Here is a 26,233-nt window from a genome sequence, read left to right on the forward strand (position 1 = left end):
TGTTTCGCGCACGAAAACGCCGGTCCAAAGGTATTGCCGCCCTGCCATTGACGGGTCTAGCGTCCGGCCAGAGCCTCATCATGCGACCCCAGCCCCCAGCCGCGCGGCCCAGCCCAGGAGCGTCCGACATGAACCAGGAATCCCGCAAGGTCTCCGGTGTGAGCTACCACCACGCGGAGGAGGGCTACTTCGACAAGCGGCAGCTCCAACGCTCCGCGGGCTTCTGGGGGCTCTGGGGCATCGGCGTCGCAGCAGTCATCTCGGGCGACTTCTCGGGCTGGAACTTCGGCATCGGCGAGGCCGGCTGGGGCGGTCTGCTCGTCGCCAGCGTCGTCATCGTCGTCATGTACTTCGGCATGCTCTTCTCGATCGGCGAGATGTCGGCCGCCATGCCGCACACCGGCGGCGCCTACTCCTTCGCCCGCTCCGCGATGGGGCCGTGGGGCGGCTTCGTCACCGGCCTCGCGGAGACCATCGAGTACGTCTTCACCACCGGCGTGATCGTGCTGTTCTCCGCGCAGTACCTCGACTCCATCACCGACGAGCTGTTCGGCCTCAGCGTCGGCGACAACCAGTGGATCTGGTGGATCGTGCTCTACGCCGTCTTCGTCACCCTCAACTCGGCGGGCGCGGAGATCTCCTTCAAGTTCGCGATCGTGGTCGCGGTCGTCTCGATCGCGGTGCTGGTGCTCTTCGCGGTCCTCGCCGTCGCCAACGGCGCGGTCGACTTCGGCCGGCTGATGGACATCGAGCCCGAGCCCGGCAACAGCGACTTCCTGCCGTTCGGGTGGAGCGGCGTGCTCTACGCGCTCCCGTTCGCGATGTGGTTCTTCCTCGGCATCGAGGAGCTCCCGCTCGCCGCGGAGGAGGCACACTCGCCCACGACCGACATCCCGCGGGCCGGGATCGTCGGCCTCATCACCCTCGTCGCCACCGGTGCCCTGGTCTTCGTGCTCAACCCTGCCGTCACCGGGTCCGACGCGCTCGGCGCCTCGGGCGAGCCGCTGCTCGACGGCTTCCGCGCGTTCCTCTCCGACGACCTCGCAGCGCTGCTCTCGCTCTTCGCGCTCATCGGCCTGCTGGCCAGCCTGCAGGGGATCATGTTCGCCTACGGCCGCAACATGTACTCCCTGAGCCGGGCCGGCTACTACCCCAAGTCGCTGTCGATCACCGGTGCCCGCAAGACCCCCTGGGTCGCCCTCGTGGCCGGCGCGGTGTTCGGCTTCGTGGTGCTGCTCATCGTCGACATACTGGCCCGCCGGGGTGGCGAGGCCGGCGAGCAGGCGACCGCGATCGTGCTCAACATCGCGGTCTGGGGCGCGGTGCTGGCCTACATCCTCCAGATGGTCTCCTACGTCCTGCTCCGCCAGAAGTTCCCCAACGCCAAGCGGCCCTACGTCAGCCCCGTGGGCGTGGCCGGAGCCGTCGTGGCCGGCATCATCGCCGCGATCACCTTCGTCGGCGTCTTCCTCAACCCCGACTTCCGTCCGGCCATCGTGGCGATCGCGGTCCTCTACGCCATCGGCCTGGCGATCTTCGGCACCGTGGGCCGGCACCGCCTGATCCTCTCCCCCGAGGAGGAGTACGCGGTGAGCCACGGCATGCACGGGGACCCGGAGGCCGAGGGCTACGGCGGGAGGGTCGAGGACGAGCTGCTCGCGGAGGACGACCGCGGCTGAACGTCGCGGCGATAGGGTCGTGCCCGTGATTGCGTCCCACCGACACCGCTTCATCTTCCTCAAGACCCGCAAGACGGCGGGCACGAGCGTGGAGATCGCGTTGTCGAAGGTGTGCGGGCCCGACGACATCATCACCGAGATCAGCCCCGAGGACGAGGCCCTGCGCGCGGCGGCCGGCGGGCGGGGGCCGCAGAACTTCGAGTCGCCGCCGCTGCCGCGCAAGGCCTACAACCACATGGGGGCCAAGCTCACCCGCGACCTGGTGGGCCCCGAGGTCTTCGACGACTACTACACGTTCGCGATCGAGCGGAACCCGTGGGACGCGGTCGTCTCGCTCTACTTCTGGAAGTACAAGGACCGGCCCGAGCTGCCCGACTTCGAGACCTACGTGCAGGAGATCTGGATCGAGCAGCTGGCCAACAACCGCCGGCTCTACCGGATCCGCGGCCGCATGGCGCTGGACCGGGTCCTGCGCTACGAGCACCTCGACACCGAGCTCCGCGAGGTCTGGGACCACCTCGACCTGCCCGGCGAGCCCGACCTGCCGCGCGCCAAGGGCAACGCCCGGCCGGCCGGCCACTATCGCGAGCTCTACACCGATGCGTCGCGCGAGCGGGTCGCCACGGTCTTCGCCGACACCATCGAGGCCTTCGGCTACGAGTTCTGACCTGGTGCTGGCCTGGTGCTGGCCTGGTGCTGGCCTGGTGCTGATCTGGGCCTGGCCTACGTGGTCGCCGGCTGCCGTACGACGGCCAGCAGCCGCTCGCACTCGGCGACGAGCCGGGCCCGCAGCGGGGCGCCGCGCTCCGCGAACGACCGCTGCGCCTCGACATAGGCAGCCTTGCCCTCCGTCGTCTCGATGCGCACCGGCTCGAACCCGAGGTCGCTGAGGTCGTAGGGGGCGGCCCGCATGTCGAGCACGCGGATCTCGCGCGCCAGCTCGAAGCAGTCGGCCACCAGCTCGCTCGGCACCATCGGCGAGAGCCGGAAGGCGTGCTTGTAGAGGTCCATCCCGGCATGGAGGCAGCCGGGCTGCTCGAAGGCCGCCCGGTCGTCGCGACCGGGCTGCACGGTGTTGAGCGGACGCGCGCTCGGGGTGAAGAAGCGGAACGCGTCGAAGTGCGAGCAGCCGATCCGGTGCGACTCCACGACGGCGTCGGTGCCTTCCTGGCCCAGCCGCAGCGGCCAGTCGTGGCGCGTGCCGAAGTCGGCGGACCGGTGGACCATCGCCCACTCGTGCAGGCCGAAGCAGCTGAGCTGGGGCGCGCGCCCGGCGGTGGCGGACAGCAGGGCGTGCAGCTGCTCGAGCAGCGGCCGCTGCGAGGCGACGTACTCCTTCGAGACTCGGGTCGAGTGCGCAGCCCCGTGGCGACCAGTGCCGCGAGCGCACTCGACCTGCTCGTAGCCCTTCAGGGCGGCGTGCTCGCCGGCGTCCTCGAGGGCGACGCCGAAGCCCGGGTGCCAGCGGCGCAGCTGTGCAGGGCGCTGGGAGTAGTAGGTGAAGAGGAAGTCGTGGACCGGGTGCCTGACCTGCCCGGCGCGGCGCGCGAGGTGCGGCGCAACCAGTGCGTCGACGCGCGCGGCGTGGGCGTCGGCCAGCGGACGCCACTCGGCCGCGGTCAGGATCTTCACCAGTCCGAGGCTAGTCGGAGCGGATGCCGCGGCGGACACTGACGAGATGCACACCGATCGCGGCGCCGGCCTCGACCGCGCCCACGCCCTGGCCCAGGAGTGGCTCGACTCGCTCGGCGACCGGCCCGTGCCGCCCCGGCTGACGACCGACGAGGTGGCGGCGCTGCTCGACCCGGTCCTGCCGGACGGGCCGACCGACGCCGCCGCGGTCGTCGACGAGCTCGCGGCCGCCTGCGAGCCGGGCCTCACCGCGATGCCCGGCGGGCGCTTCTTCGGCTTCGTCATCGGCGGCACGCATCCCGCGGCGCTGGCGGCCGACTGGCTGGTCAGCGCGTGGGACCAGAACGCCGGCCTGCGCGTGATCACGCCCGCCCACTCGGCGGTCGAGGACCTCACCGAGCACTGGCTGCTCGACCTGCTGGGACTGCCGGGAGGAAGTGCGGTCGGCTTCGTGACGGGCGGGACGATGGCCAACTTCACCTGCCTCGCCGCGGCGCGTGACGAGGTGCTGCGCCGGCACGGCTGGGACGTCGCGACGCAGGGGCTCGCGGGCTCGCCGGGCGTACGCGTGCTGGTCGGCGCCGAGCGGCACGACACCATCGACCTGGCGCTGCGCTACCTCGGCCTGGGTGCCCCCGAGCCCGTCGCGGCCGACGACCAGGGGCGCATCGAGGCGGCCGCCCTCACCGCCGCCCTCGACGCCGGCGACGGCCGGCCGACCATCGTCTGCCTCCAGGCCGGCAACGTGCACTCGGGCGCCTTCGACCCGTTCGTCGAGACGATCGCGGCGGCGCACGACGCGGGAGCGTGGGTGCACGTCGACGGCGCGTTCGGGCTCTTCGCCGCCGCCTCGCCGTCGCGCCGCCACTTGGTCGAGGGCTACGAGGCGGCCGACTCCTGGGCCACCGACGCCCACAAGACCCTCAACGTCCCCTACGACTGCGGCCTCGCGATCGTGCGCGACCGTGCCGCCCTGCGCGCGGCGATGGGCATGCACGGCGACTACCTGATCTTCGACGCCGCGGGGGAGCCGATGGACAAGGTCCCCGAGATCAGCCGTCGGGGTCGCGCGTTCCCGGTCTGGGCGGTGCTGCGGGCGCTCGGCCGCGACGGGGTGGCCGCGCTGGTCGACGGCTACTGCGAGCACGCCCGCGCGTTCGCCGACGGCATCGCCGGCATCGCGGGTGCAGAGGTGCTCAACGACGTGGTCTTCACCCAGGTGTGCGCGTCCTTCGGCGACGACGACGCCACCCGCGGTGTCGTGGCCGCGATGCTGGCGGACGGTACGGCGTGGACGACCGGCTCGAGGTGGCGAGGCCGGGCGGTGCTGCGGGTCAGCGTCAGCAACTGGTCGACGACCGCCGACGACGTCGCGGCCAGTCTCGATGCGCTGGGACGTGCAGCCGCTCGATAGGGTCGTCCCATGCGCATCTGCAGGTTCAGCACGGGTGAGGAGCCGCGTTTCGGTGTCGTCGCCGGCGAGGTCGACGACTACGGCCAGCCCCACGAGGACTCGGTCGTGGTGGCGCTCGCCGGAGACCCGCTCTACGCCGGGATCAAGCTCCTCGACGAGGAGCACAAGCTCAGCGACGTACGGCTGCTGGCTCCGATCATCCCGCGCAGCAAGGTCGTCGGCATCGGCAAGAACTACGCCGCCCACGCCGCGGAGATGGGCGGCGAGGTCCCGGCGGAGCCGCTCATGTTCCTCAAGCCCAACACGACCGTCGTCGGTCCGGGCGACCCGATCTTCTACCCGCCGCAGACCAGCAACCTGCACTACGAGGGCGAGCTCGCGGTCGTGATCGGCCGCATCTGCCGCGACGTGCCCGTCGAGCAGGCCACCGACGTGATCTTCGGCTACACCATCGCCAACGACGTCACGGCGCGCGACCTGCAGCGCTCGGACGTCCAGTTCACCCGCGCCAAGGGCTTCGACTCCTTCTGCCCGCTCGGGCCGTGGATCGAGACCGACCTCGACCCGCAGGCGTTCAGCGACGGACGCCAGTTGCAGACCTACCTCAACGGCGACCTCGTCCAGGACGGCTCGACCGCCGACATGATCTTCGACGTGCCGACGCTCGTCGCCCACGTGTCCTCCGTGATGACGCTGCTGCCCGGCGACGTCATCCTCACCGGCACCCCCGAGGGTGTCGGCCCGATGCAGGTCGGTGACGAGGTCGAGATCTCGATCGCCGGCATCGGCGCCCTGACCAACCCCGTGTCACTCCGCAGCTGAACAGAGAGCCTGAGCCCAGATGAGCACCCCAGTCCGCGTCCGCTTCTGCCCCTCGCCGACCGGATCGCCCCACGTGGGTCTGGTCCGCACCGCGTTGTTCAACTGGGCCTTCGCGCGCCACCACGGCGGCCAGATCGTCTTCCGGATGGAGGACACCGACCGGGAGCGCAGCACCCAGGAGTCCTACGACGCGATCCTCGAGCTCTGGCGCTGGCTCGGCCTGGACTGGGACGAGGGCATCGAGGTCGGCGGACCGCACGGCCCCTACAAGCAGAGCGAGCGCGGCGACATCTACCGCGACGTGCTGGCCCGCCTGCACGAGTCGTCGTACACCTATGACTGCTACTGCACCACCCAGGAGGTCGACGCGCGCCGCAAGGCGTCCGGCTCGAAGATGCAGGGCTACGACGGCTTCTGCCGCGAGCTCTCCGACGAGCAGCGCGCCGCCTTCGAGGCCGAGGGCCGCAAGCCGGTCGTGCGCTTCCGGATGCCCGAGGGCTCCATCACGTGGGACGACCTGGTCCGCGGCGACATCACCTTCGACACCGAGAACGTCCCCGACTACGCGCTCTCGCGCGCCAACGGCGACCCGCTCTACACGCTCGTGAACCCGATCGACGACGCGCTGATGGAGGTCACCCACGTCCTGCGCGGCGAGGACCTGCTCTCCAGCACGCCGCGCCAGCTCGCCCTCTTCGACGCGCTCGTCGACCTCGGCATCGCCAAGGAGGTGCCCGCCTACGGCCACCTGCCCTACGTCATGGGCCAGGGCAACAAGAAGCTCTCCAAGCGTGACCCCGAGGCGCACGCCCTGGCCTACCGGGAGCAGGGGTTCCTGCCCGAAGGCCTGCTCAACTACCTCGCCCTCCTGGGCTGGTCGATCGCCGGCGACCGCGACGTCTTCTCGGTCGCGGAGATGGTCGAGGCGTTCGACATCAAGGACGTCAACCCCAACCCGGCCCGCTTCGACCTCAAGAAGGCCGAGGCGATCAACACCGCCCAGATGCGGCTGCTGTCGCTCGACGACATCACCCACCGGGTGCTGCCGTTCCTCAAGGAGGCCGGTGTCGTGGGCGACCCGGTCAACGACGCCGACGCGCAGATGCTCGAGCTGGCGATGCCGCTGGTCGCCGAGCGCATCAACAAGCTCACCGAGGCCGCCCCGATGCTCGGCTTCCTCTTCGTCGACGAGGCCGACTTCGTCCGCGAGGAGGCGCTCGACGACACCGCCCGGGACGTCGTCAGGGCAGCGCACGACGCCCTGGCCGGCCTGGAGACCTGGAGCACCGCCGCGATCGACGAGGCGCTGCGCACCGCGCTGATCGACGGACTCGGCCTGAAGCCGCGCGTCGCCTTCGGCCCGGTCCGCATCGCGGTGAGCGGCAGGAAGGTCAGCCCGCCGCTCTTCGAGTCGATGGAGCTGCTCGGTCGCGAGCGATCGCTGTCGCGCCTGCGCGACGCGATGGCTGGCTGAGCCGGCCGAGGTTCGAGGCGACCATGGCGCCCCCGCTCGGCCCTGACTTCCGACCGCAGTACCACGAGCTGCACCGCGTCGGGCGTCCCGGCATCTGGCGCTCGCTCGTCGGCTCGCTCCTGCTCCTGGTGCTGGTCTTCGCTGTGGTCCCGCTCGTGGCGGGCACGGTGGCCTTCGTGCTGCTGCTGGCCGCAGGGCGTACGACGTCGGAGGCCGCGGCGACCCTCGACGTGACGGCCGAGGCCACGCCCACCGGCCTGGCCCTGCTCAACGTCGTGATCGCCGCAGCCATCCCGCTGACCTGGGCGATCACCTGGTGGCTGCACCGGCTGAAGCCGCGCTGGGTGTCGTCGGTGGCGCCCCGGATCCGCTGGCGCTACCTCGTCGCCTGCCTGGGCCTCTCCGTGGTGGCGCTGCTCGCCTCGCTGGGCGTCGGCCTGCTGCTCCCGCTGGCGCCGGGGGAGGCACCGGTCGGCGAGGCCAACGAGTTCACCGCCCGCACCCGCGACTTCATGCTGGTGATCCTGCTGCTGACGCCGCTCCAGGCGGCGGGGGAGGAGTACCTCTTCCGGGGCTACCTCACCCAGGCCTTCGGCTCGCTGGTGTGGTCGCGTCGGGTCTCCCAGGCACTGGCGGTGCTGGGGCCGGCGCTGATCTTCGCGCTGTTCCACGGACTCTCGCAGGATGCGCCGGTGTTCTTCGACCGGTTCGCCTTCGGCGTCGTCGCCGGCATCCTGGTGATCCGCACGGGGGGCCTCGAGGCCGGGATCGCGATGCACGTGCTCAACAACTTCCTGGCCTTCGGGCTCGCGCTCGCCTTCGGCGACCTGACCTCGGCGCTCAACGCCACCGGGGGCAGCAGCTGGTGGATGATCCTCACCACGCTGGCCCAGTCGCTGGTCTACCTCGGCCTCGCGTCGTGGGTGGCCCGGTCGATGGGGCTGGTCAACACGGGCCCGCCGGTCGGGGGAGCGCTGCCGCCGTCCAGTGGGGACCCCGTTTTGGCCGCGCCCCCTCCTCGCGTGTAACGTTCGGGGTCGGTTCTGGAAGGTCTCCGGACAGGACCGCGTGGGAGTCGGGACGTCCTCCGGGGCTGGCTCGATACCCCCATGGGGTATGGTGTAATTGGCAACACGGCTGATTCTGGTTCAGTTGTTCTAGGTTCGAGTCCTAGTACCCCAGCGATCCGAAGCCCACCGGCTGAGGATTTGGAGCGAGATCTCCGGCACCGCTAGAGTCTCTTCCCGTTGCTCGCACGAGCAGCACCTGCAAGCCCCCGTTGTGTAGCGGCCTAGCACGTCGCCCTCTCAAGGCGGTAGCGCCGGTTCGAATCCGGTCGGGGGTACAGCACCCGAAGGGCCCGGTCACCAGACCGGGCCCTTCGTCGTGCGTGGGGACCTCCGCCTCTGGTGGCCACCTGCACCCCGGCCGACGGTGGGCGTGCGGGGGTAGGCGAGGAGGGGATGGCGATGACCCAGCGCGACACCGTGGATGCCGACGTCCACGTCGAGACGATCCAGGTCTTCCTGGAGCCCGATCGGGGCACCTCGTGGCGGGGTGCCCTGCTGAGCGCCGTGATCGGCGCCGGAGCCGGGCCGCCGTACCGCTTCGTGGCGGCCGCACCCGACGTCCGCCACGACGCTGCCGAGCACATCGCGACGAGCCAGCGCTTCGCCCTGGAGCCGTTCCAGGACCTCGACGACCCAGCCGCGGACGAGTGGACGGACCTCGCCCGCCGGCGCCACGCCGAGCTCGACGCCGACCTGAGGCGGGACGGGTGGCGCCCCGCCGACGTCGGTGCCCACTGGTGGTCCCTGCGCTACACGCGCTGACGACCCCCGCGTTGTCGCGTGAGCAACGGCGCGGGGGTCGATGGCCGACCGGCAAAGCGGTGCGGGTCAGGCCTGGGGCTTGACCGCGGTGACGGCGCACTCGGCGCCGAGCAGGATCCGCTGCGCGACGCTGCCCATCAGCAGCTTGCCGACGGGGGAGCGGCGGCGCAGGCCGATGACGATGAGCTCGGCCGACACCTCGTCGGCCACCTCCAGCACCTGGTCGCCGACGTCGGCGCCCATCGAGCGGCGTACGTCGACGGCGACCCCGGCGTCGGCCAGCTCCTGGGAGAGCCGCGCCAGCTGGTCGTTGTCGGCGTAGCGCTCGTCGACGAGGGCGTCGCCGCGGGTGGCGTTGACCACCACGATGCGGCCCTCGCGGAGCCTCGCCTCCTCGACCGCGCGCGCCAGCGCAGCCTCGCCGTACTCGTCGGGGGTCCACCCGACCACGATCGTCGTCATCGCAGTGCCTCCTCGTTGCCCTGGTTGTCGGCCGCTTCGCCCTCGACCCTGCCAGATGGCTCGACGGCGGGCACGACCGCGGCGGGTCGGACTGCGCGGACCACGATCGGGACGACCACCACGAGGGCGACGACCACGTAGATCACCACACCGAGTGGCTCGCTCCACAGCGCCGACACCTCGCCGCGCGAGAGCGCCATGGCCTCGCGGAGCTTGGTCTCCATCAGCGGTCCGAGGATGACGCCGAGGATCAGCGGCAGCACCGGCAGCCCGAAGCGCCGCATCAGCAGGCCCAGCAGGCCGAGCAGGAGCAGCAGGAACAGGTCGAATGCCTGGATGTTGGCGGCGTAGGAGCCCAGGGCGGCGAAGAAGAGGATGCCTGCGTAGAGCTGCGGCCGGGGGATCTGCAGCAGCTTGGCCCAGAGCGGCGCGAGGGGCAGGTTGAGCACCAGCAGCAGCACGTTGCCGATCAGCAGGCTGGCCAGCAGGGCCCACACCAGCTCGGGCTGGTCGGTCATCAGGCTCGGGCCCGGCTCGATGCCGTATCCCTGCAGCGCGGCGAGCATGACCGCCGACGTCGCTGTCACCGGCAGACCGAGGGCGAGCAGCGGCACGAAGGTGCCGGCCGCCGAGGCGTTGTTGGCCGCCTCCGGTCCCGCGACGCCCTCGATGGCACCCCGGCCGAACTCGTCGTGCCCCTTGCGGGCGGCGATCCGCTTCTCGGTGATGTAGGAGAGGAACGTCGGGATCTCCGCGCCGCCGGCGGGCAGCGCGCCGAACGGGAAGCCGTACGCCGTCCCGCGCAGCCACGGGCCCCACGACCGCTTGAGGTCGGAGCCGCTCATCCAGGGGCGGCCGACCGGGATCACGTGCGCGGGGTTGCGGCGCAGGTGGGCGGCGACCCAGAGGGCCTCGCCGAGGGCGAAGATGCCCACGGCCACGACGACCACGTCGATGCGTCCGGCCAGCAGGGGCTGGTCGAAGCTCAGGCGGGTCTGCCCGGTGTTGAGGTCGAGCCCGACGAGGCCGATGGTGAGGCCGAGGAACAGCGCGATGAAGCCGCGCAGGGCCGAGCCGCCGAGCACGCTCGTCACCATGATCATGGCGAGCACCATCAGCGCGAAGTAGGACGGGGCGCCGATGTCGACGGCCACCGAGGCCAGGGCCGGCGCGAAGAAGACGACCAGCAGGGTGCCGATGGTGCCGGCGATGAAGGAGCCGATGGCTGCGGTGGCGAGGGCCTGGGCCGCCCGTCCCGCGCGAGCCATCAGGTTGCCCTCGAGGGCCGTCATCACCGACGCGGACTCACCGGGGGTGTTGAGCAGGATCGCCGTCGTCGAGCCGCCGTACATGCCGCCGTAGTAGATGCCGGCGAACATGATGAACGCCGCGATCGGGTCGAGGCCGTAGGTGACCGGCAGCAGCAGCGCGACCGCCATGGCCGGGCCGATGCCCGGGAGGACGCCGACGAACGTGCCGAGCAGCACGCCGATGGCGGCGTAGAGGAGGTTCTCCGGGGTGAGGACGGCGCCGAAGCCGTCCATGAGCAGGCCGAGGTTGTCCATCAGAGCACCCCGTCCAGGATCCCGGCCGGGAGGATCACGCCCAGGCCCTCGTGGAAGAAGTACCAGCTGCCGACAGACAGCACGAAGCCCACGAGCACGTCGCGCACCAGCGTGCGGCTGCCGAGCGACCAGGCCGCACCGATGAACAGCAGCGCACCGCTGACCGCCCAGCCCAGGAACGACACGGTGAGCACGGTGAACAGCAGCACGCCGACGAGCTTGAGCACCGTGGTCCAGTCGGCGGGGTGGCGCAGGTCCACGTCCTCACCGCCCTCGGCCTCGGGCACGTCGCCGCGCAGCGTGGCGAGGACGAGCAGCACGCCGAGCGCGACCGTGACCGCGCCGATGACGTAGGGGAACAGGCGCGGACCCACCGGGTCGCCGAAGCCGACCCGGAGCGTCGTCGCGTCGTAGAAGGTGTAGGCGCCGACCACGACCAGCAGCGCGGCGAGGCCGAGCTGGGCCAGGTCCCGGTCGGGCGCGGGCGCCGCATCCGGCGCCGTGTCAGGGGTGGGGGTGTCGAGTGGTGTGCTCACAGCAGGTCCAGCTCCTCGAGGGTGGTGGCGACGCGCTCGTCCTGCTCCTGCAGGAACTGCGTGAACTCGTCGCCGGTCTTGAACTCGTCGATCCATCCGTTGTCCTCGAGGGCCTGCTGCCACTCGGGGGTCTCGTGCATCTCCTCGACCATCCCGATGAGCTCGTCACGACGCTCCTCGCTGATGCCGGGCGGCGCGAAGACACCGCGCCAGTTGGTGAAGACCAGGTCGATACCGGCCTCGGTGAGCGTCGGCGCCTCACTGATGCCCTCGCCCTTGAGCCGCTCGTCGCCGGAGACGGCCAGCAGTCGCAGCTCCCCGGAGGACAGCTGGCCCTCGAACTCACCGACGCCGGAGAAGCCGACGTCGATCTTCTTGCCGAGCAGCGCGGTCGTCAGCGGACCCCCGCCGTCGTACGGCACGTAGGTCAGCTCGCGGGGTTCGACGTCCACCGCCGTCGCGAGCTGCATGGGGAACAGGTGGTCGGGACCGCCGGGGGAGGAGCCGCCACCGGCGACGACCGCGCCGGGGTCGTCCTGCCAGGCCTGCACCAGGTCGTCGATCGTCTTGAACGGCGAGTCCGCCGGGACGAGCACGCCCTCCTGGTCCTCGATCAGCTGCGCGATCGGTGTCGCGTCGTCCAGCTTGTAGGGGGCGGCGAACGAGTAGAGCGAGCCGACCACGCCGAGGCCGGCGGTCATCATCGTGCGCTCGTCGCCCTCGGCGTTCATCAGCCGCGTCATGGCCACCGAGCCGCCGGCGCCGATCACGTTGGTCACCTCGAAGGAGCCGCCGGTGATGTCGGCGTTCTCCATCACCGCGACCGCGGCGCGACCAGTCTGGTCGTAGCCGCCGCCGGGGCTGTTGGGGATCAGCATCGTCATGTTGTTGCTCTGCGGGCCACGCGTGACGCCGCAGCCCGTCGCCAGCGCCAGCGCGCTGGCCAGGGCCACGACGGTGGCGAACGTTCGCCTCGTCCTCTGGCGCACCATGGGCACTCCGATCTCTCAGTTCTTCCGTGGCTCTCCCGAGTCCACCGGTCTCGCAGCCGGCCTCCGGGAGGTGGCCGACCCGATGATGGTGGAGACTTCGTGTGGCGGCCGTCACGCTTGGGAAAGCAATGGAGGTTGTGGAACTTGTGGTCACGCTCGCGCTGGTGGCCGGCGACGCTCGCCGGCCAGTTCCTGGTGCTCCAGCTGACGGTGCTGCTCGCCGTCGTGGCGGTGGCGAGCGTCGTCTCGGTGCAGCAGAGCGACGCCGACTTCCGTGACACCCGCGGGGCGCGGCTGCGCGCCCGCGCCGAGGCGATGGCCAACATCCGCGTGGTCCGCAAGGCCTTCCTCAAGGACGAGGTGGCCGCCAGCCGCGTCTCGCTGACGTCTTACACCCAGCGGGTGCGCAACGAGCTGCAGGCCAGCGGCGTCTACCTCGCCGACCCCGACGGCAGGGTGCTCGTCAGCAGCGACTTCGTCGGCCGCGACGAGCGGATCGACCTCGGCAGCAGCACCGTCCAGCAGCTGCGGCCCTGGACCGGCGACGTGGACGACTTCGGCGAGCGTGCGATCGCGGCGCAGGTGCCGATCATCGACGACTCCGGCGAGCTGGTCGGGATCGCCATGGCGACGCAGTCCTACCCGACGTGGAGCGAACGCGTCCGAGGTGTGCTGCCCGACCTCCTGACCTTCGCCGGCCTCGGTCTCGGCCTCGGCGTGGCCGGGTCCTTCCTGCTCTCGCGCCTGATCCGGCGGCGTACGCGCGGCCTGGAGCCTGCGGCCATCGCGGCGCTCGCCGACCAGCGTGAGGCCCTGCTGCACGCGATCCGCGAGGGAGTGGTGGCGGTCGCCGACGACGGCACGGTGACGGTGCTCAGCGACAGCGCGCGCGAGCTGGTCGGTCTCGAGGGGCCGGTCGAGGGACGCCGCCTCGCCGACCTCGACCTCGACCCGGCGCTGCGCGACCTGCTGACCGACGATGCTGAGATCCGCGACCACGTCGTGGTGCTCGGCGACCGGGTGCTGGTCGTCAACCGCAACGCCGTGCACGAGGGCGGGCGCCGCGTTGCGTCGGTCACCACGCTGCGCGACCGCACCGAGCTGCTGGCCCTGCAGAGCGAGCTCAGCGCGCGCGAGTCGATCACCAACACGCTGCGGGCCCAGACGCACGAGTTCCACAACCAGCTGCACACGATCTCCGGACTCGTGCAGCTCGGGGAGTACGACGAGGTGTCCCGGCTCGTCGGCACCCTGAGCCGGCGCCGCGCAGCCATCTCCGACGCCGTGATCGCGCGCGTCGAGGACCCCGCCGTCGCGGCCCTGCTGATCGCCAAGACCAGCCTCGCCGTCGAGCGCGGCGTCGACCTCGTCGTGACGGCGGACACCCACCTGCCCCGCCTGGACCCGGAGTCCTCGACCGATGTCGGCACGGTGCTGGGCAACCTGGTGGACAACGCCGTCGACGCCTCCGTGGCAGTGGGTGGTCGGTCGGTCGAGGTCGCGCTGCACCAGGACGGCGGGACCGTGCGGCTGTCGGTGGCCGACACGGGACCGGGTGTGCCGCCCGAGGTGGTCGGCGAGATCTTCCGCCGGGGCTGGAGCTCGAAGGCGCCGACGGTCGGCGGCCGGGGTGTCGGGCTCGCGCTCGTGCAGGTCGTCTGCGAGCGTCGGGGCGGCTCCGTCACGGTCCATGCCGGCCCCGACGGGGCGGGAGCCGTCTTCGAGGCGGAGCTGCCCGGCGCCGAGCTGACCCTCGAGGTCGGCACCGAGAGAGGAGTCGACGCATGAGCGATGTTGCGGTGCTCGTCGTCGACGACGACTTCATGGTCGCGCGCATCCACACGCAGTTCGTCGAGCGCACGCCGGGCTTCCGCGTGGTCGGTGTGGCGAGCACCGGCCGGGCGGCGCTCGACGACATCGGCCGGCTGCACCCCGACCTGGTCCTGCTCGACGTGCACCTGCCCGACATGACCGGGATCGAGGTGCTGCGCCGCCTGCGGGCGGAGGGCGACGACGTCGGCGTCCTGGTGGTGACGGCCGCGCGCGAGGCCGACACGGTGCGCGCCGCGGCGGCCGGGGGAGCGGCCCACTACCTCGTCAAGCCGTTCGACTACGACGACCTCCGCGTGCGGCTGGAGTCCTTCCGCGCCGCCCACCTCGCGCTCTCCGGTTCAGGATCGCCCGGGCAGCAGGACATCGACGCGGTCTTCGGCGCCGCCGCGCCTGTGGCCCCGGCGACCCTCCCCAAGGGGCTCAGCCCGCAGACCGCCGACCTCGTGCAGTCCGCGCTCCTGGAGGCGGGTGAGCTGTCCGCCGCGGAGTGCGCCGACGCCGTGGGTATCTCCCGGGTCTCGGCCCGGCGCTACCTCGAGCACTTCGTGGCCCGCGGGTCCGCCGTCGTCCGGCTCCAGTACGGCGGGGGCGGCCGGCCGGAGCGCCGCTACCGGTCGACGTAGCCCCTGCCGGGTCAGGTCGTCCGCAGGTTCGTCGGGTCGACGGCTCGTCGCAGCCACGGGCGCACCAGCCTGGTCGAGGCGAGGAGCGCGAGCCAGATCAGTCCCAGCGTGGCGGCTCGCAGCGCGAGGTCGACGAGGAGGACCACGGGATCGCCGAACAGCGTCACCGCTCCGACGGCCCCCGCGCCGACCAGGGCCAGCACGGAGATCGGCACGGCGGCCAGCGCCACCTCCCACCGCACGGCGCGCTCCAGGACCTCCAGGGGCACCCCCTCGGCCGCCAGTGAGGCGAGCGACCGACGCCGGTCGGTCAGGGACTCGACGCCGTGGACGACGAGGGCGAACGTCGCCACCACGAGGGCCACGAGCAGGACGGCGTAGACGAGCGCCATCGGCACGGAGTACATCGCCTCGACGCCGTGCCCGTTGCTGCGCGCGTTGACCAGCAGGTCGGCCATCAGGCTGGCGGCGGCGCCCGAGACCAGGGCGATCACGCCGATCGCCGCAGCCGCACGACCCGCGGCCCGGGCGTCCATCACCAGCCAGCGCGACGCCAGCAGCAACGCGGGTGACGACGTCCGCCCGGCGAGCGCGCGCCCCGCGCGGTAGGCGACCCACGGCCCCGACGTCAGCACGCCCAACACCAGCAAGGTGATGCCGAGCATCAGCCCGAGCTGGGCCCACCCCCTCTCGAAGAACGGCAGGTAGACCGGACCGGCCAGGAAGATCCCCGCCGCCAGGAGCAGGCCGGGGAGCCATCCGCGCGGCGGCGTACGTCGTGCTCCGCGCGAGACCCCGAGCGGCGAGACAACCACCTTGCGTGAGGCCAGGGCACCGACCAGGACGCCGAGCAGTCCGACCGCGAGGACGACGAGCAGGACCTGCCACCACGCGGGGTAGGCGGCCGGGACGAGGCGCAGCTCCCGGGCCACGTCCCGGTCACCGACCCACGACAGCGTGGCGTCGGCGCCGAAGAGCGTGCGCAGGACGAGGTGGACGGGCAGGCCGAGGACGCCGCCGGCCAGTGCCGGGAGGCCGACCTCCCACGCGCCGATCGCGCGCACCTCCCCGGGCGTGGCTCCGGCGAGCCGCAGGGCCGCGAGCCGGCGCTCGCGGGCTGCCGTCCCGAGCCGGACGACCTGCTGGAGCAGGGTGAGGGGCACCAGGCAGATCAGGAGCAGGGCGAAGAAGTAGCCGGGACGCACGCCCCGGTCCCAGAGCAGGTTGGCGACGTCGCCGCCGTAGCCGATGAAGACGGTGCTTCCGTCAGGCATGGTCTGCTCGACGCCGTCGACGGCGGTGTAGCCGACGACCGACACGGCGACGAGGAGCAGCCCCGTCACGACGGCGGTGCACGCGGCGATCGCGAGGGCCCGTGCCCGCCCGCCGGTGCGGTAGGAGCCGAGCGCCAGGGCGAGGGCGGTCACGACGCGACCGCCGGTTGCCCGGAGGCGACGGAGCCGTCCCTCAGCACGACCTCGCGGTCGGCGCGGGCGGCGACCCGGTTGTCGTGCGTCACCACGAGCAACGAGGTGTGGGCGTCGCGGACCGCGGCCAGCAGCGCGGTGAGCACGACCTCGCCCGCCACGGTGTCGAGCGCGCCGGTCGGCTCGTCGGCGCACACGAGGCGCGGGCCCGTCACCAGCGCCCGGGCCACGGCGACGCGCTGGGACTCCCCGCCCGACAGCTCGGCCGGCACCTGGTCGGCGACCTCGGCCACCCCGAGGCGTTCCAGCCAGGCGAGGGCGGCCGTCCGGGCCGTACGCCGGTCGGTGCCGTCGAGGAGCAGCGGCAGTGCGGCGTTCTGAGCTGCTGTCAGCTCGGGCACGAGCTGTCCGAACTGGAGCACCAGCCCGATCTCGCGGCGTCGCAGCCGCGTGCGGGCGGACTCGTCGAGCTCGTGGAGCCGCTGCCCGGCGAAGGTCACGGACCCCGCCTCCGGCACCAGGACTCCGGCGGCGCAGTGGAGCAGGGTCGACTTCCCGCTGCCCGAGGCGCCGGTGACCGCCACGACCTCTCCCGGCTGCACGTCGAGGGAGACGCCCCGGAGCGCCTCGGTGCGGGCGAACGACTTGTGCAGGCCGCGCAGCTCGAGCAGGTGGTTCATACGGGTGCCCTTCCGGCTTCGGCGACGCGGGCAGCGGCGGACTCCAGCCACCGCAGCTCCGCGTCGAGGTGGGAGACCGTGTGGTCGATGACGATCCGCGCGGCCGTGTCGGTGGTGGAGTCCTGCAGCTGGAGCTGGTGCTTCATCGCGGCGAGGTGGACCGCCCGTTGGCGCGCCAGGAATCCGCCCGCGTCGGCGCCGAGGCGCAGCGCGGTGACCGTCTTGCGCACCAGGTCGTCGGCCGGGTAGGGCCCGGCCCGCTCGGCCGTGGCGAGCCAGGTGTCCAGCTCGTCCCGGCCGAGCGGGGTGATGGCGTAGGTCGTGCGCTCTGGACCCCCGTCCCGGAGCGTCTCGGCCACCTCCACCAGTCCGTCCTTCTCCATCCTGGCCAGGGCCGCGTAGACCTGGCCGAACGCCAGGGGCTTCGCCCCGGGGAACCGCTCGTCGTGGACGCGCTTGAGGTCGTAGCCGTGGGCGGCACCCTCGGCCAGGACCCCGAGCAGGGCGTGGGCGACGGACATGGCGCGACTATACACAAAGTGAATACACAGTATGAATAGTTGCGTCGACGGGATCGGTGGTCGTGTCCGTTTTCCGCTGGTACGACGATGCCCCGCGGGTCAGACTTGGCCCATGACGCCGACCGGACACCTCGACACCGACGCCTGCTACCGCGCGGTCCAGAGCCGGGACCGCCGCTTCGACGGGGTGTTCTACACCGCGGTCCGCACGACCGGCATCTACTGCCGGCCCTCGTGCCCGGCCCGTACGCCGTCGGCCGTCAACGTCACCTTCCACGCGACCGCGGCCAGTGCTCACGCCGCCGGCTACCGCGCCTGCAAGCGCTGCCTGCCCGACGCCACCCCCGGGAGCCCGGAGTGGGACGTCGCCGCCGACGTCGCCGGTCGCGCGATGCGGCTGATCGCGGACGGTCTCGTGGACCGTGAGGGCGTGGAGGGGCTCGCGCGTCGCGTCGGCTACACGCCGCGCCACCTCGGCCGGCTCCTCACCCAGGAGCTCGGCGCCACGCCGCTCGCGCTGGCCCGCGCCCGCCGCGCGCAGAGCGCCCGCGTGCTGATCGAGACGACCGACCTCCCGCTGACGGACGTGGCGTTCGCCGCCGGCTTCGCGAGCGTGCGCCAGTTCAACGACACCCTGCGCGAGATCTACGCCGCCTCGCCCACCGAGCTGCGACGCCGCAGCGGGGCCCGGCCGCACGGCCGGTCCGCAGGCGCCGTCACGATGCGGCTGGCCGTGCGCACCCCGTTCGCCGGCCGCCGGCTGCTCGACTTCCTCGCGTTCCACGTCGTGCCGGGAGTCGAGGTGGCCGGTCCCGGCTGGTACGCCCGGACGCTCGACCTGCCACACGGTGCCGGCACCGTGCGGCTCTGGCTCGCCGACCTCCCCGCCGGCGGTGGCACCGGGTTCGTCGAGGCGGAGTTCTGGCTGGAGGACCTGCGCGACACCGCGGCCGCCAGCGAGCGCGTCCGCCGGCTCCTCGACGCCGACTGCGACCCCGGCGCGGTCGACGAGCAGCTCGGGGCCGACCCGGTGCTGGGTGATCTGGTGCGGGCCACGCCCGGACTGCGCGTCCCCGGCCAGGTCGACGGCGACGAGACCGCGGTCCGCACGGTCATCGGGCAGCAGGTCAGCGTGACCGGCGCCCGCACCGTCGGTGGACGCATCGTGACCGAGCACGGCCCCCGTGTGGACACGCCGATCCCCGGACTGACGCACCTGTTCCCCGACGCCACGACGCTCGCTGCGGTCGAGCCGGCGTCGCTGCCGATGCCGCGCGCCCGCGGCCGGGCACTGGTCGGTCTGGCGACGGCGCTGGACGACGGCACGGTCGTGCTGGACCGCGGCCCCGACCGCGACGACGTACGGCAGGCGCTGCTCGCGCTGCCCGGCATCGGTCCGTGGACCGCCGACTACGTCGCGATGCGCGCCCTGGGCCACCCCGACGTCTTCCTCCCGACGGACCTCGCCGTCCGCCGCGTGCTCGAACGCATGGGAGGCTCGGCCGACTCCGAGCGATGGCGGCCGTGGCGCTCCTACGCGCTGATGCACCTCTGGAACACCCTCATGCCCGACACGCCGGAACCCGAGGAGAACTGACATGTGGACCGTGATGCCCTCACCCGTGGGCGACCTGCGGATCGTGGAGCGCGACGGCTCGATCGTGGCGATCGAGTTCTCGCCGTTCCGGCCGCCGGCCGACGGGCGTCCGCTCGGCGCCCGCTCCGACACCGAGCCGGTGCTCGCGGAGGCGGTGCGCCAGCTGACGGCGTACTTCGCCCGCGAGCTGACCGACTTCGACCTCCCGCTCGCTCCCGTCGGCACGGACTTCCAGCGCCGCGTCTGGCAGCAGCTGGAGAGGATCGGCTACGGCGACACCGCGTCCTACGGCGAGATCGCCGGGCGGCTCGGCATGACCAACGCCGCCTCGCGTGCGGTCGGGCTGGCCAACGGCCGCAACCCGATCCCGATCGTGGTTCCCTGCCACCGGGTCATCGGCGCCAACGGCACCCTCACCGGCTATGCCGGCGGTCTGCCCCGCAAGCAGCAGCTCCTCGAGCTGGAGCAGGACGCGCTCTTCTAGGACGCCGACCGGGCACTTCGTCCCCGTGTGCGCGGGTGAGCGGGCACTTCGTCCCCCACTGGGCTTCGTCGGGACGGGGATGAAGCGCCCGGTCGATGGTCGGGACGGGATGAAGCGCCCGGTCGATGGTCGGGACGGGGACGAAGCGCCCGGTCGATGGTCGGGACGGGGATGAAGCGCCCGGTCGCTACTCCGCGGCGGCCCGGCGGAGGGACTCGGAGAGCCGGTCGGCGGCGGCGAGCACCGCGGGGGCGTGCATCCGGCCGGGCTGGCGCGAGAGTCGCTCCAGTGGGCCGGAGACCGACACGGCGGCGATGACCTTGCCGCCGGGGGAGCGGACCGGTGCCGAGACGGAGGCGACGCCCTGCTCGCGCTCGCCGACGGACTGCGCCCAGCCCCGGCGGCGGATGCCGGACAGCGCGGTGGCGGAGAAGGCGGCGTTCTGCAGGCCGCGGTGCATCCGCTCCGGGTCCTCCCAGGCGAGCAGGATCTGCGCGGCGGAGCCGGCGTTCATGGTGAGCTGCGAGCCGACCGGGATGGTGTCGCGCAGGCCGGACGGGCGCTCGGCCGCCGCGACGCAGACGCGGTGCTCGCCCTGGCGCCGCCACAGCTGGGCGGACTCGCCGGTGATGTCGCGCAGCCTGGCCAGGACCGGGCCGGCCGCGGCGAGCAGCCGGTCCTCGCCGGCCGCGGCCGAGAGCTCGGCGAGGCGCGGGCCGAGGACGAACCGACCCTGCATGTCGCGGGCGACCAGGCGGTGGTGCTCGAGGGCGACGGCCAGCCGGTGCGCCGTCGGACGGGCGAGGCCCGTGCCGGCCACGAGACCCGCGAGCGTGGCAGGTCCTGCCTCGAGGGCGGCGAGCACGAGAGCGGCCTTGTCGAGTACGCCGACGCCAGATCCGTTGTCCATATGCCGATATTCTCATCTCAGGGAGTGGGATGCAAGCCTAAGGTCGGTGCACCGTCAGACCAGAAGGAGATTCGTCGTGGGCAAGACCCTGTCCGAGAAGGTGTGGGACGAGCACGTCGTCCGCAGTGCGGCCGGAGAGCCCGACCTCCTCTTCATCGACCTCCACCTCCTCCACGAGGTGACCTCGCCGCAGGCCTTCGACGGCCTGCGCCTCGCCAACCGTGTCGTCCGTCGGCCCGACCTGATCCTCGCGACCGAGGACCACAACGTGCCGACCCTCGACTGGGACAAGCCGATCGCCGACCCGGTCAGCCGGACGCAGGTCGAGACGCTGCGCAAGAACGCCGCCGACTTCGGCGTCCGACTGCACCCGCTCGGCGACATCGAGCAGGGCATCGTGCACGTCGTCGGTCCGCAGCTCGGGCTCACGCAGCCCGGCATGACGATCGTCTGCGGCGACTCGCACACCTCCACCCACGGCGCGTTCGGCGCCATCGCGTTCGGCATCGGCACGTCCGAGGTCGAGCACGTGCTCGCGACCCAGACGCTGACCCAGGCGCGGCCCAAGACCATGGCGGTCACCGTCAACGGCAGCCTGCCCGAGGGCGTCACCGCCAAGGACCTCGTGCTGACCCTGATCGCGCACACCGGCACCGGCGGCGGCCAGGGCTACATCGTCGAGTACCGCGGCCAGGCCATCGAGGAGCTCTCGATGGAGGGCCGGATGACGGTGTGCAACATGTCGATCGAGTGGGGCGCCAAGGCCGGCATGATCGCGCCGGACCAGACGACCTTCGACTACATCGAGGGCAAGCCGGAGGCGCCGAAGGGTGCCGACTGGGACGCAGCCGTCGCCCACTGGAAGACGCTGCGCACCGACGAGGATGCGGTCTTCGACGACGAGATCGTGCTCGACGCGAGCACCATGACGCCGTTCGTCACCTGGGGCACCAACCCCGGCCAGGGCGCACCGCTGGGCGCGAGCGTCCCGAGCCCGGACGACTTCGACGAGCCCAACGACAAGGTCGCCACCGAGAAGGCCCTGCAGTACATGGGTCTGGAGGCCGGCACCCCGCTGCGCGAGGTCAAGGTCGACACCGTCTTCGTCGGCTCGTGCACCAACGGCCGCATCGAGGACCTGCGCCTCGCGGCATCGATCCTCGAGGGCCGGCACGTCGCCGCCGACACGCGGCTGCTCGTCGTGCCGGGCTCCGTGCGCGTACGCCTGCAGGCCGAGGCCGAGGGTCTCGACAAGGTGTTCATCGCCGCCGGGGCCGAGTGGCGCGGCGCGGGGTGCTCGATGTGCCTCGGCATGAACCCCGACCAGCTCGCGCCGGGGGAGCGCAGCGCCTCCACGTCCAACCGTAACTTCGAGGGCCGGCAGGGCAAGGGCGGGCGTACGCACCTCGTGTCCGTTCCCGTCGCCGCAGCCACCGCGGTCCGCGGCACCCTCTCCAGCCCCGCCGACCTTGCACCCCTCGGTGGTTGAGGTGCGAGCGGAGCGAGCCTCGAAACCACGTCTGACCAGGAGCAGCTGATGGACAAGTTCACCACCCACACCGGCGTCGGCGTCCCGCTGCGCCGCAGCAACGTCGACACCGACCAGATCATCCCGGCGGTCTACCTCAAGCGCGTCACCCGCACCGGCTTCGAGGACGGCCTCTTCGCGGCATGGCGCAACGACCCGGACTTCGTGCTCAACCACCGGACGTACGCCACCGGCTCCGTGCTGGTCGCGGGTCCCGACTTCGGCACCGGCAGCTCGCGCGAGCACGCGGTGTGGGCACTGCAGAACTACGGCTTCAAGGTCGTCATCTCCTCGCGCTTCGCCGACATCTTCCGCGGCAACTCCGGCAAGGCCGGTCTCGTCGCGGCCCAGGTCGACGAGAAGGTCGTGCAGCGCCTGTGGGACTGGCTCGACGACCACCCGGGCGGTGAGATCACCGTCGACCTCGAGAGCCGGACGGTGCGTGCAGGTGCCGGCGAGGACGCGATCGAGGACTCCTTCGACATCGACGACTACACCCGGTGGCGGCTGCTCGAGGGTCTCGACGACATCGGCATCACCCTCGGTCACGACGGCGACATCGCCGCGTTCGAGGCTTCCCGACCGAGCTGGAAGCCCGTCACCCTCTGAAAAAACCCCAGAAAATAAGGGCGATGGTGATTGTCCTCACCCTTCCATGTGCCTAGCGTGCCCAGCAGAGGGCCGAGCACGAGCTCGGCATCCGTGGTTCATTGGAAGGGAAGCTAGTGAACAAGTCTGAGCTCATCGACGCGCTCGCGGCGCGTTACGAGGGGAACCGCAAGCAGGCGGCCCACGCACTGGAGTCGGTCCTCGACACCATCACGCGCGAGGTCGCCAAGGGTGAGAAGGTGGCGATCACCGGCTTCGGCTCCTTCGAGAAGGCCGTACGCAACGCGCGCTGGGTCCGCAACCCGCAGACGGGCGACCGGATCAAGTCCAAGAAGAAGTCCGTGCCGAAGTTCTCCGCCGGCAAGGAGCTCAAGGACGTCGTCTCCGGTGCCAAGAAGCTGCCGAAGCTGACCGCGGCCAACATGCCGAAGCCGCCGACGGTGCGCGCCGTCGCCGGTGTCGTCGCCGGTGCCACGGCAACGGCGAAGAAGGCCGCGCCGGCCCGGACGACCGCGTCGAAGTCCGCTGCCTCCGGCACCGCGGCGAAGAAGACGACGGCCAAGAAGTCGACGTCCACCTCGACGGCCAAGAAGGCGAGCGCGTCGAGCACGGCCAAGAAGACGACGGCGAAGAAGGCCCCGGCGAAGAAGGCCAGCTCGACCAGCACGGCGAAGAAGGCGCCGGCGAAGAAGACGTCGTCGTCGACCTCGACGGCGAAGAAGACGACTGCCGCCAAGAAGACGTCGCCGGCCAAGAAGGCCAGCTCGTCCAGCACTGCGAAGAAGGCCAGCTCGTCAGGCACGGCCAAGAAGACGACGGCGAAGAAGACCGCGAAGAAGTCCTGAACCGCCGCACGCGCGCGATCGGAGGCGGGTCACCCCTGGGGGGTGGCCCGCCTTCCGCTTGCCCGGGCCGTGTGCGGCCCCACGCCCGCCACCAGCGCCGCACCGAGGTCGGCGAAGTCGTCCACGTCGGTGCGCACGCTCAGCGCCTGCTCGCCGACCTCGACGGCCCCGGCACTGACGTGCCGAGCGGCGGAGCCGACGCCGAAGCCGGGATGGAAGCCGTGGGCAGGAGCCGCGTAGAGCGTCGTCCCGACCCCGGCCCGGTCCCGCACGAACGCCGACCCCCCGGCCGTCACCAGGTCGACGACCTCGACCAGGACGTCGGCCAGCTCGTGGGGTCGCAGGGCCGGCAGGTCGGCGCACAGCGCCACCGGGACGGCGTACGGCCAGCGGCGCGCGACCTCGGCAGCTCCCTGCACCAGCGTGGCGTTGAGGTCGTCGCTGGCCCCGTCGGGCATCACCTCGCACCCCAGCGCGCGCAGGCTGGCGGCCAGGCGGAAGTCGTCGGTCACGACGAGGACGGTCCCGACCCCGGGCGTCGCGCGTGCGGCCTCGACCGTGTCGAGGGCGAAGGCCTCGGCCAGCTCGCGGCGCTGGTCGTCGGGGAGTCCCTGGCCGGCGCCGCCGAGGCGGGACTTGCCGAACGCCGGTGGCTTCACGGGTACGACGACCACGCAGGGCGGACGGCTGGCAGCAGAGGTGACGGGGCTGGACATCGCCTCGATCCTCCCATCCGCCACCTGCGCGCCGCTGGGGTCCCCGGGCCCGCCCGACCGAGTAGCCTGCTCGCGACGCAGGGAGCGTCCGGGAGCGGCTCGGCCGACCGACACGAGCACGGGAGGGGTGACGGGTGCGCGTCAGGAAGCTCGAGCGGAGACGCGGCTGGGCCTTCACGGTCGCAGCCTCGATCCTCAAGCCGACGTTGCTCACCGCCACCTCACGCACCTGGATCGACGGGGAGAAGATCCCCGCCACGGGTGGGTGCATCATCGCGATCAACCACATCTCGCACGTCGACCCGCTGCTGTCCGCGCACTTCGTCTACGACCACGGCCGACTGCCGCGCTACCTCGCGAAGTCGAGCCTGTTCTCCAACAAGTACCTCGGCGGCTTCCTCACCTCCGCCGGGCAGATCCCCGTCGAGCGGCTCAGCCGCAACGCGATCGGTGCCTACGACGCCGCAGTGCGCGCGATCGGCGACGGCGAGTGCATCATCATCTACCCCGAGGGCACGCTCACCCGTGACCCCGACCTCTGGCCCATGAAGGGCAAGACCGGGGCCGCGCGAATCGCCCTCGCCACCGGCTGCCCGGTGATCCCGGTCGGCCAGTGGGGCGCGCAGGAGGTGCTGCCGCCCTACACGAAGACGCCGCACCTCCTCCCGCGCAAGAACATCGTCATGAAGGCCGGTGACCCGGTCCGGCTCGACGACCTCGTCGCCGGGCCGCACACCGCGGAGGCCACCGCCCGGGCGACCGAGCGGATCATGGCGGCGATCACCGAGCTCGTCGAGGACCTGCGTGGTGGCACGGCCCCGACGGAGCGCTTCGACCCGCGCCAGCGCGGCGTACGAGAGATCGGGAACCCCAACGACGACGCGCAGCGGGCGGGTCACCGAAGCAGGAGGAAGCGCAGCCGATGACGAAGATCGCAGTGTTCAGTGCGGGCTCGTGGGGCACAGCCTTCTCGATGGTCCTGGCCGACGCAGGCAACGACGTCGCGCTCTGGGCGCGCCGTGACGAGGTGGTCGACGCCATCAACGACCGCCACGAGAACACCGACTACCTGCCCGGCATCGAGCTGCCGCGGTCCATCAGCGCCTCCACCGACCCCGAGCAGGTCGCCCACGACGCCGACGTGGTCGTGCTGACCGTCCCGTCGCAGAGCCTGCGCGAGAACCTCGCCGACTGGGCGCCGATCCTGCCGGAGAAGGCGACCCTCGTGTCCCTGATGAAGGGCGTCGAGCTCGGCACCCTGATGCGGATGAGCGAGGTCATCCACGAGGTCACCGACGCCTCTCCCGACCGTATCGCCGTCGTCAGCGGGCCCAACCTGGCGCGCGAGATCGCCCGGCGCGAGCCGGCCGCCTCGGTCGTCGCGTGCACGGACGAGGAGCGCGCCAAGCAGATCCAGAAGATCACGCACGGTCCGTCGTGGCGGCCCTACACCTCCCGCGACGTGCTCGGCTGCGAGATCGGTGGCGCCTACAAGAACGTCGTCGGGCTCGCCGTCGGCATGGCCGTCGGCCTCGGCTTCGGCGACAACACCACGGCCTCGGTGATCACCCGCGGCCTCGCCGAGACCGCCCGCCTCGCCACGGCGAAGGGCGCGAACCCGCTGACCCTGATGGGTCTCGCCGGCCTCGGCGACCTGGTCGCCACCTGCTCCTCGCCGCTCTCGCGCAACCGCACCTTCGGCGAGCGCCTCGGCCAGGGCATGACCACCGAGGAGATCTACGCCTCCACCCGCCAGGTCGCGGAGGGCGCCAAGTCCTGCAAGTCCCTCCTCGCCCTCGCCCAGCAGACCGGCATCGACGCCCCCATCGCCGAGGCGGTCGACGCCGTCGTCGACGGCCGGATGACCGCCCAGGACATGATGAACAGCTTCATCGCCCGCGACACCAAGGCAGAAACGGATTGATGGCGCTCGCTCCGCTCGCGCGTGCTCGGCGCCCCTGAAGACGTCGTCTTCCCTCCTCGCTCCCAACCTGCCTCGCTTCGCTCGTCGCGCTTGCTCGCTCGACGCTCCTATGGATCGTCAAGCGCTGG

The 26,233-nt window shown here is 71.9% G+C and carries 26 protein-coding genes and 2 tRNA genes; 18 read left to right on the forward strand and 10 right to left on the reverse strand.

The genetic code is table 11. From position 1 onward, the window contains the following. The first annotated feature begins 128 nt into the window (after positions 1-128). The gene (locus ASC64_RS16955; RefSeq protein WP_056908705.1) at positions 129-1,679 is read left to right on the forward strand and encodes an amino acid permease; all 1,551 of its coding nucleotides are present in this window, start codon (positions 129-131) and stop codon (positions 1,677-1,679) included. Between the two features lie 25 nt (positions 1,680-1,704). Next, complete coding sequence (locus tag ASC64_RS16960; RefSeq protein ID WP_156385252.1) at positions 1,705-2,346, forward strand: sulfotransferase family 2 domain-containing protein; 642 nt, start codon at positions 1,705-1,707, stop codon at positions 2,344-2,346. Positions 2,347-2,402: 56 nt separating this feature from the next. Here ASC64_RS16960 and ASC64_RS16965 read toward each other — a convergent pair whose 3' ends face one another. After that, positions 2,403-3,311 (reverse strand): hypothetical protein, encoded by a 909-nt coding sequence (locus ASC64_RS16965; RefSeq protein WP_056908707.1) that lies wholly within the window; start codon positions 3,309-3,311, stop codon positions 2,403-2,405. Between the two features lie 46 nt (positions 3,312-3,357). On the opposite strand from ASC64_RS16965, the gene ASC64_RS16970 reads away from it, so the two are divergent. From ASC64_RS16970 to ASC64_RS17000, 7 genes are all read left to right on the forward strand, one after another. After that, positions 3,358-4,725, forward strand: a complete 1,368-nt coding sequence (locus tag ASC64_RS16970) for a pyridoxal phosphate-dependent decarboxylase family protein (protein ID WP_056908708.1) — start codon at positions 3,358-3,360, stop codon at positions 4,723-4,725. Positions 4,726-4,734: 9 nt separating this feature from the next. Beyond that, entirely contained in the window at positions 4,735-5,547 is an 813-nt protein-coding gene (locus ASC64_RS16975; RefSeq protein WP_056908709.1) for a fumarylacetoacetate hydrolase family protein, read from the forward strand. Positions 5,548-5,566: 19 nt separating this feature from the next. Then, a complete protein-coding gene (gene gltX / locus ASC64_RS16980; RefSeq protein ID WP_082550575.1) occupies positions 5,567-7,021 on the forward strand; it encodes a glutamate--tRNA ligase in 1,455 nt (484 codons plus the stop codon). 23 nt (positions 7,022-7,044) lie between these two features. Then, entirely contained in the window at positions 7,045-8,049 is a 1,005-nt protein-coding gene (locus ASC64_RS16985; RefSeq protein WP_082550576.1) for a CPBP family intramembrane glutamic endopeptidase, read from the forward strand. An 82-nt stretch (positions 8,050-8,131) separates the two neighbouring features. Continuing rightward, positions 8,132-8,203, forward strand: a tRNA-Gln gene (locus ASC64_RS16990). 90 nt (positions 8,204-8,293) lie between these two features. Beyond that, positions 8,294-8,366, forward strand: a tRNA-Glu gene (locus ASC64_RS16995). Positions 8,367-8,490: 124 nt separating this feature from the next. Then, positions 8,491-8,853, forward strand: coding sequence for a hypothetical protein (locus ASC64_RS17000; protein WP_156385253.1), 363 nt, complete (start codon positions 8,491-8,493; stop codon positions 8,851-8,853). Positions 8,854-8,919: 66 nt separating this feature from the next. Here ASC64_RS17000 and ASC64_RS17005 read toward each other — a convergent pair whose 3' ends face one another. Genes ASC64_RS17005 through ASC64_RS17020 form a run of 4 tightly spaced genes read right to left on the reverse strand, consistent with a single transcriptional unit; the run spans position 8,920 to position 12,408 of the window. After that, positions 8,920-9,315, reverse strand: a complete 396-nt coding sequence (locus ASC64_RS17005; RefSeq protein WP_056908712.1) for a universal stress protein — start codon at positions 9,313-9,315, stop codon at positions 8,920-8,922. Beyond that, the gene (locus ASC64_RS17010; RefSeq protein WP_056908713.1) at positions 9,312-10,880 is read right to left on the reverse strand and encodes a tripartite tricarboxylate transporter permease; all 1,569 of its coding nucleotides are present in this window, start codon (positions 10,878-10,880) and stop codon (positions 9,312-9,314) included. Before ASC64_RS17010 ends, ASC64_RS17005 begins: the two co-directional genes overlap by 4 nt. Further along, positions 10,880-11,416, reverse strand: coding sequence for a tripartite tricarboxylate transporter TctB family protein (locus ASC64_RS17015; RefSeq protein ID WP_056908714.1), 537 nt, complete (start codon positions 11,414-11,416; stop codon positions 10,880-10,882). The genes ASC64_RS17010 and ASC64_RS17015 overlap by 1 nt, the downstream gene beginning before the upstream one ends. After that, positions 11,413-12,408 carry a Bug family tripartite tricarboxylate transporter substrate binding protein gene (locus ASC64_RS17020; protein ID WP_056908715.1) on the reverse strand — a complete coding sequence of 332 codons (996 nt, stop codon included), beginning with the start codon at positions 12,406-12,408 and terminating at the stop codon, positions 11,413-11,415. The genes ASC64_RS17015 and ASC64_RS17020 overlap by 4 nt, the downstream gene beginning before the upstream one ends. Positions 12,409-12,552: 144 nt before the next feature. Between ASC64_RS17020 and ASC64_RS17025 the strand changes: the two genes are divergently transcribed. Further along, entirely contained in the window at positions 12,553-14,196 is a 1,644-nt protein-coding gene (locus ASC64_RS17025; protein ID WP_056908716.1) for a sensor histidine kinase, read from the forward strand. Continuing rightward, positions 14,193-14,864 (forward strand): response regulator, encoded by a 672-nt coding sequence (locus tag ASC64_RS17030; protein WP_056908717.1) that lies wholly within the window; start codon positions 14,193-14,195, stop codon positions 14,862-14,864. The genes ASC64_RS17025 and ASC64_RS17030 overlap by 4 nt, the downstream gene beginning before the upstream one ends. A gap of 11 nt (positions 14,865-14,875) precedes the next feature. Here the strand turns inward: ASC64_RS17030 and ASC64_RS17035 are convergent, their stop codons facing one another. Genes ASC64_RS17035 through ASC64_RS17045 form a run of 3 tightly spaced genes read right to left on the reverse strand, consistent with a single transcriptional unit; the run spans position 14,876 to position 17,492 of the window. Continuing rightward, on the reverse strand, positions 14,876-16,291 hold the full coding sequence (locus ASC64_RS17035; protein ID WP_056908718.1) for an FtsX-like permease family protein: 1,416 nt from the start codon (positions 16,289-16,291) through the stop codon (positions 14,876-14,878). Beyond that, the gene (locus ASC64_RS17040; protein WP_056908719.1) at positions 16,288-16,971 is read right to left on the reverse strand and encodes an ABC transporter ATP-binding protein; all 684 of its coding nucleotides are present in this window, start codon (positions 16,969-16,971) and stop codon (positions 16,288-16,290) included. The genes ASC64_RS17035 and ASC64_RS17040 overlap by 4 nt, the downstream gene beginning before the upstream one ends. Next, entirely contained in the window at positions 16,968-17,492 is a 525-nt protein-coding gene (locus ASC64_RS17045) for a PadR family transcriptional regulator (protein WP_056908720.1), read from the reverse strand. Before ASC64_RS17045 ends, ASC64_RS17040 begins: the two co-directional genes overlap by 4 nt. A 112-nt stretch (positions 17,493-17,604) precedes the next feature. On the opposite strand from ASC64_RS17045, the gene ASC64_RS17050 reads away from it, so the two are divergent. Both ASC64_RS17050 and ASC64_RS17055 read left to right on the forward strand, forming a co-directional pair. Continuing rightward, positions 17,605-19,089, forward strand: a complete 1,485-nt coding sequence (locus ASC64_RS17050; RefSeq protein ID WP_056908721.1) for an AlkA N-terminal domain-containing protein — start codon at positions 17,605-17,607, stop codon at positions 19,087-19,089. A gap of 1 nt (position 19,090) precedes the next feature. Then, entirely contained in the window at positions 19,091-19,573 is a 483-nt protein-coding gene (locus ASC64_RS17055; RefSeq protein WP_056908722.1) for a methylated-DNA--[protein]-cysteine S-methyltransferase, read from the forward strand. Between the two features lie 187 nt (positions 19,574-19,760). On the opposite strand, the gene ASC64_RS17060 is transcribed toward ASC64_RS17055, so the two are convergent. Next, complete coding sequence (locus ASC64_RS17060) at positions 19,761-20,483, reverse strand: IclR family transcriptional regulator (protein ID WP_056908723.1); 723 nt, start codon at positions 20,481-20,483, stop codon at positions 19,761-19,763. Positions 20,484-20,559: 76 nt separating this feature from the next. Here ASC64_RS17060 and leuC point away from each other — a divergent pair, with 76 nt between their 5' ends. The 3 genes from leuC to ASC64_RS17075 all read left to right on the forward strand — a co-directional run bounded on the left by leuC (position 20,560) and on the right by ASC64_RS17075 (position 23,465). Continuing rightward, positions 20,560-21,972, forward strand: coding sequence for a 3-isopropylmalate dehydratase large subunit (gene leuC / locus ASC64_RS17065; protein WP_056908724.1), 1,413 nt, complete (start codon positions 20,560-20,562; stop codon positions 21,970-21,972). A 48-nt stretch (positions 21,973-22,020) separates the two neighbouring features. Further along, positions 22,021-22,620 carry a 3-isopropylmalate dehydratase small subunit gene (gene leuD, locus ASC64_RS17070; RefSeq protein ID WP_056908725.1) on the forward strand — a complete coding sequence of 200 codons (600 nt, stop codon included), beginning with the start codon at positions 22,021-22,023 and terminating at the stop codon, positions 22,618-22,620. A 116-nt stretch (positions 22,621-22,736) separates the two neighbouring features. Then, positions 22,737-23,465, forward strand: a complete 729-nt coding sequence (locus ASC64_RS17075) for an HU family DNA-binding protein (RefSeq protein WP_056908726.1) — start codon at positions 22,737-22,739, stop codon at positions 23,463-23,465. 29 nt (positions 23,466-23,494) lie between these two features. On the opposite strand, the gene cofC is transcribed toward ASC64_RS17075, so the two are convergent. Then, positions 23,495-24,181, reverse strand: a complete 687-nt coding sequence (gene cofC, locus ASC64_RS17080) for a 2-phospho-L-lactate guanylyltransferase (RefSeq protein WP_056908727.1) — start codon at positions 24,179-24,181, stop codon at positions 23,495-23,497. A 134-nt stretch (positions 24,182-24,315) separates the two neighbouring features. Here cofC and ASC64_RS17085 point away from each other — a divergent pair, with 134 nt between their 5' ends. Both ASC64_RS17085 and ASC64_RS17090 read left to right on the forward strand, forming a co-directional pair. Then, positions 24,316-25,107 (forward strand): lysophospholipid acyltransferase family protein, encoded by a 792-nt coding sequence (locus tag ASC64_RS17085; RefSeq protein ID WP_056908728.1) that lies wholly within the window; start codon positions 24,316-24,318, stop codon positions 25,105-25,107. Then, the gene (locus tag ASC64_RS17090) at positions 25,104-26,105 is read left to right on the forward strand and encodes an NAD(P)H-dependent glycerol-3-phosphate dehydrogenase (RefSeq protein WP_056908729.1); all 1,002 of its coding nucleotides are present in this window, start codon (positions 25,104-25,106) and stop codon (positions 26,103-26,105) included. The genes ASC64_RS17085 and ASC64_RS17090 overlap by 4 nt, the downstream gene beginning before the upstream one ends. Positions 26,106-26,233 lie beyond the last annotated feature (128 nt).

The sequence above is a fragment of the Nocardioides sp. Root122 genome (assembly GCF_001425025.1).
In the GTDB taxonomy this organism is placed as follows: Bacteria; Actinomycetota; Actinomycetes; order Propionibacteriales; family Nocardioidaceae; genus Nocardioides.

Excerpts from the sequence above, each read along its gene's own strand:
- ASC64_RS17090 (WP_056908729.1), top strand. The coding sequence starts at position 25,104 with ATGACGAAGATCGCAGTGTTCAGTGCGGGCTCGTGGGGCACAGCCTTC.
- ASC64_RS16985 (WP_082550576.1), top strand. The coding sequence starts at position 7,045 with ATGGCGCCCCCGCTCGGCCCTGACTTCCGACCGCAGTACCACGAGCTG.
- ASC64_RS17000 (WP_156385253.1), top strand. The coding sequence starts at position 8,491 with ATGACCCAGCGCGACACCGTGGATGCCGACGTCCACGTCGAGACGATC.
- ASC64_RS17030 (WP_056908717.1), top strand. The coding sequence starts at position 14,193 with ATGAGCGATGTTGCGGTGCTCGTCGTCGACGACGACTTCATGGTCGCG.
- ASC64_RS16955 (WP_056908705.1), top strand. The coding sequence starts at position 129 with ATGAACCAGGAATCCCGCAAGGTCTCCGGTGTGAGCTACCACCACGCG.
- ASC64_RS17005 (WP_056908712.1), bottom strand. The coding sequence starts at position 9,315 with ATGACGACGATCGTGGTCGGGTGGACCCCCGACGAGTACGGCGAGGCT.
- ASC64_RS17010 (WP_056908713.1), bottom strand. The coding sequence starts at position 10,880 with ATGGACAACCTCGGCCTGCTCATGGACGGCTTCGGCGCCGTCCTCACC.
- ASC64_RS17050 (WP_056908721.1), top strand. The coding sequence starts at position 17,605 with ATGACGCCGACCGGACACCTCGACACCGACGCCTGCTACCGCGCGGTC.
- leuD (WP_056908725.1), top strand. The coding sequence starts at position 22,021 with ATGGACAAGTTCACCACCCACACCGGCGTCGGCGTCCCGCTGCGCCGC.
- ASC64_RS17060 (WP_056908723.1), bottom strand. The coding sequence starts at position 20,483 with ATGGACAACGGATCTGGCGTCGGCGTACTCGACAAGGCCGCTCTCGTG.
- cofC (WP_056908727.1), bottom strand. The coding sequence starts at position 24,181 with ATGTCCAGCCCCGTCACCTCTGCTGCCAGCCGTCCGCCCTGCGTGGTC.
- ASC64_RS16970 (WP_056908708.1), top strand. The coding sequence starts at position 3,358 with ATGCACACCGATCGCGGCGCCGGCCTCGACCGCGCCCACGCCCTGGCC.
- ASC64_RS17040 (WP_056908719.1), bottom strand. The coding sequence starts at position 16,971 with ATGAACCACCTGCTCGAGCTGCGCGGCCTGCACAAGTCGTTCGCCCGC.
- ASC64_RS17045 (WP_056908720.1), bottom strand. The coding sequence starts at position 17,492 with ATGTCCGTCGCCCACGCCCTGCTCGGGGTCCTGGCCGAGGGTGCCGCC.
- ASC64_RS17055 (WP_056908722.1), top strand. The coding sequence starts at position 19,091 with ATGTGGACCGTGATGCCCTCACCCGTGGGCGACCTGCGGATCGTGGAG.
- ASC64_RS17020 (WP_056908715.1), bottom strand. The coding sequence starts at position 12,408 with ATGGTGCGCCAGAGGACGAGGCGAACGTTCGCCACCGTCGTGGCCCTG.
- gltX (WP_082550575.1), top strand. The coding sequence starts at position 5,567 with ATGAGCACCCCAGTCCGCGTCCGCTTCTGCCCCTCGCCGACCGGATCG.
- ASC64_RS16975 (WP_056908709.1), top strand. The coding sequence starts at position 4,735 with ATGCGCATCTGCAGGTTCAGCACGGGTGAGGAGCCGCGTTTCGGTGTC.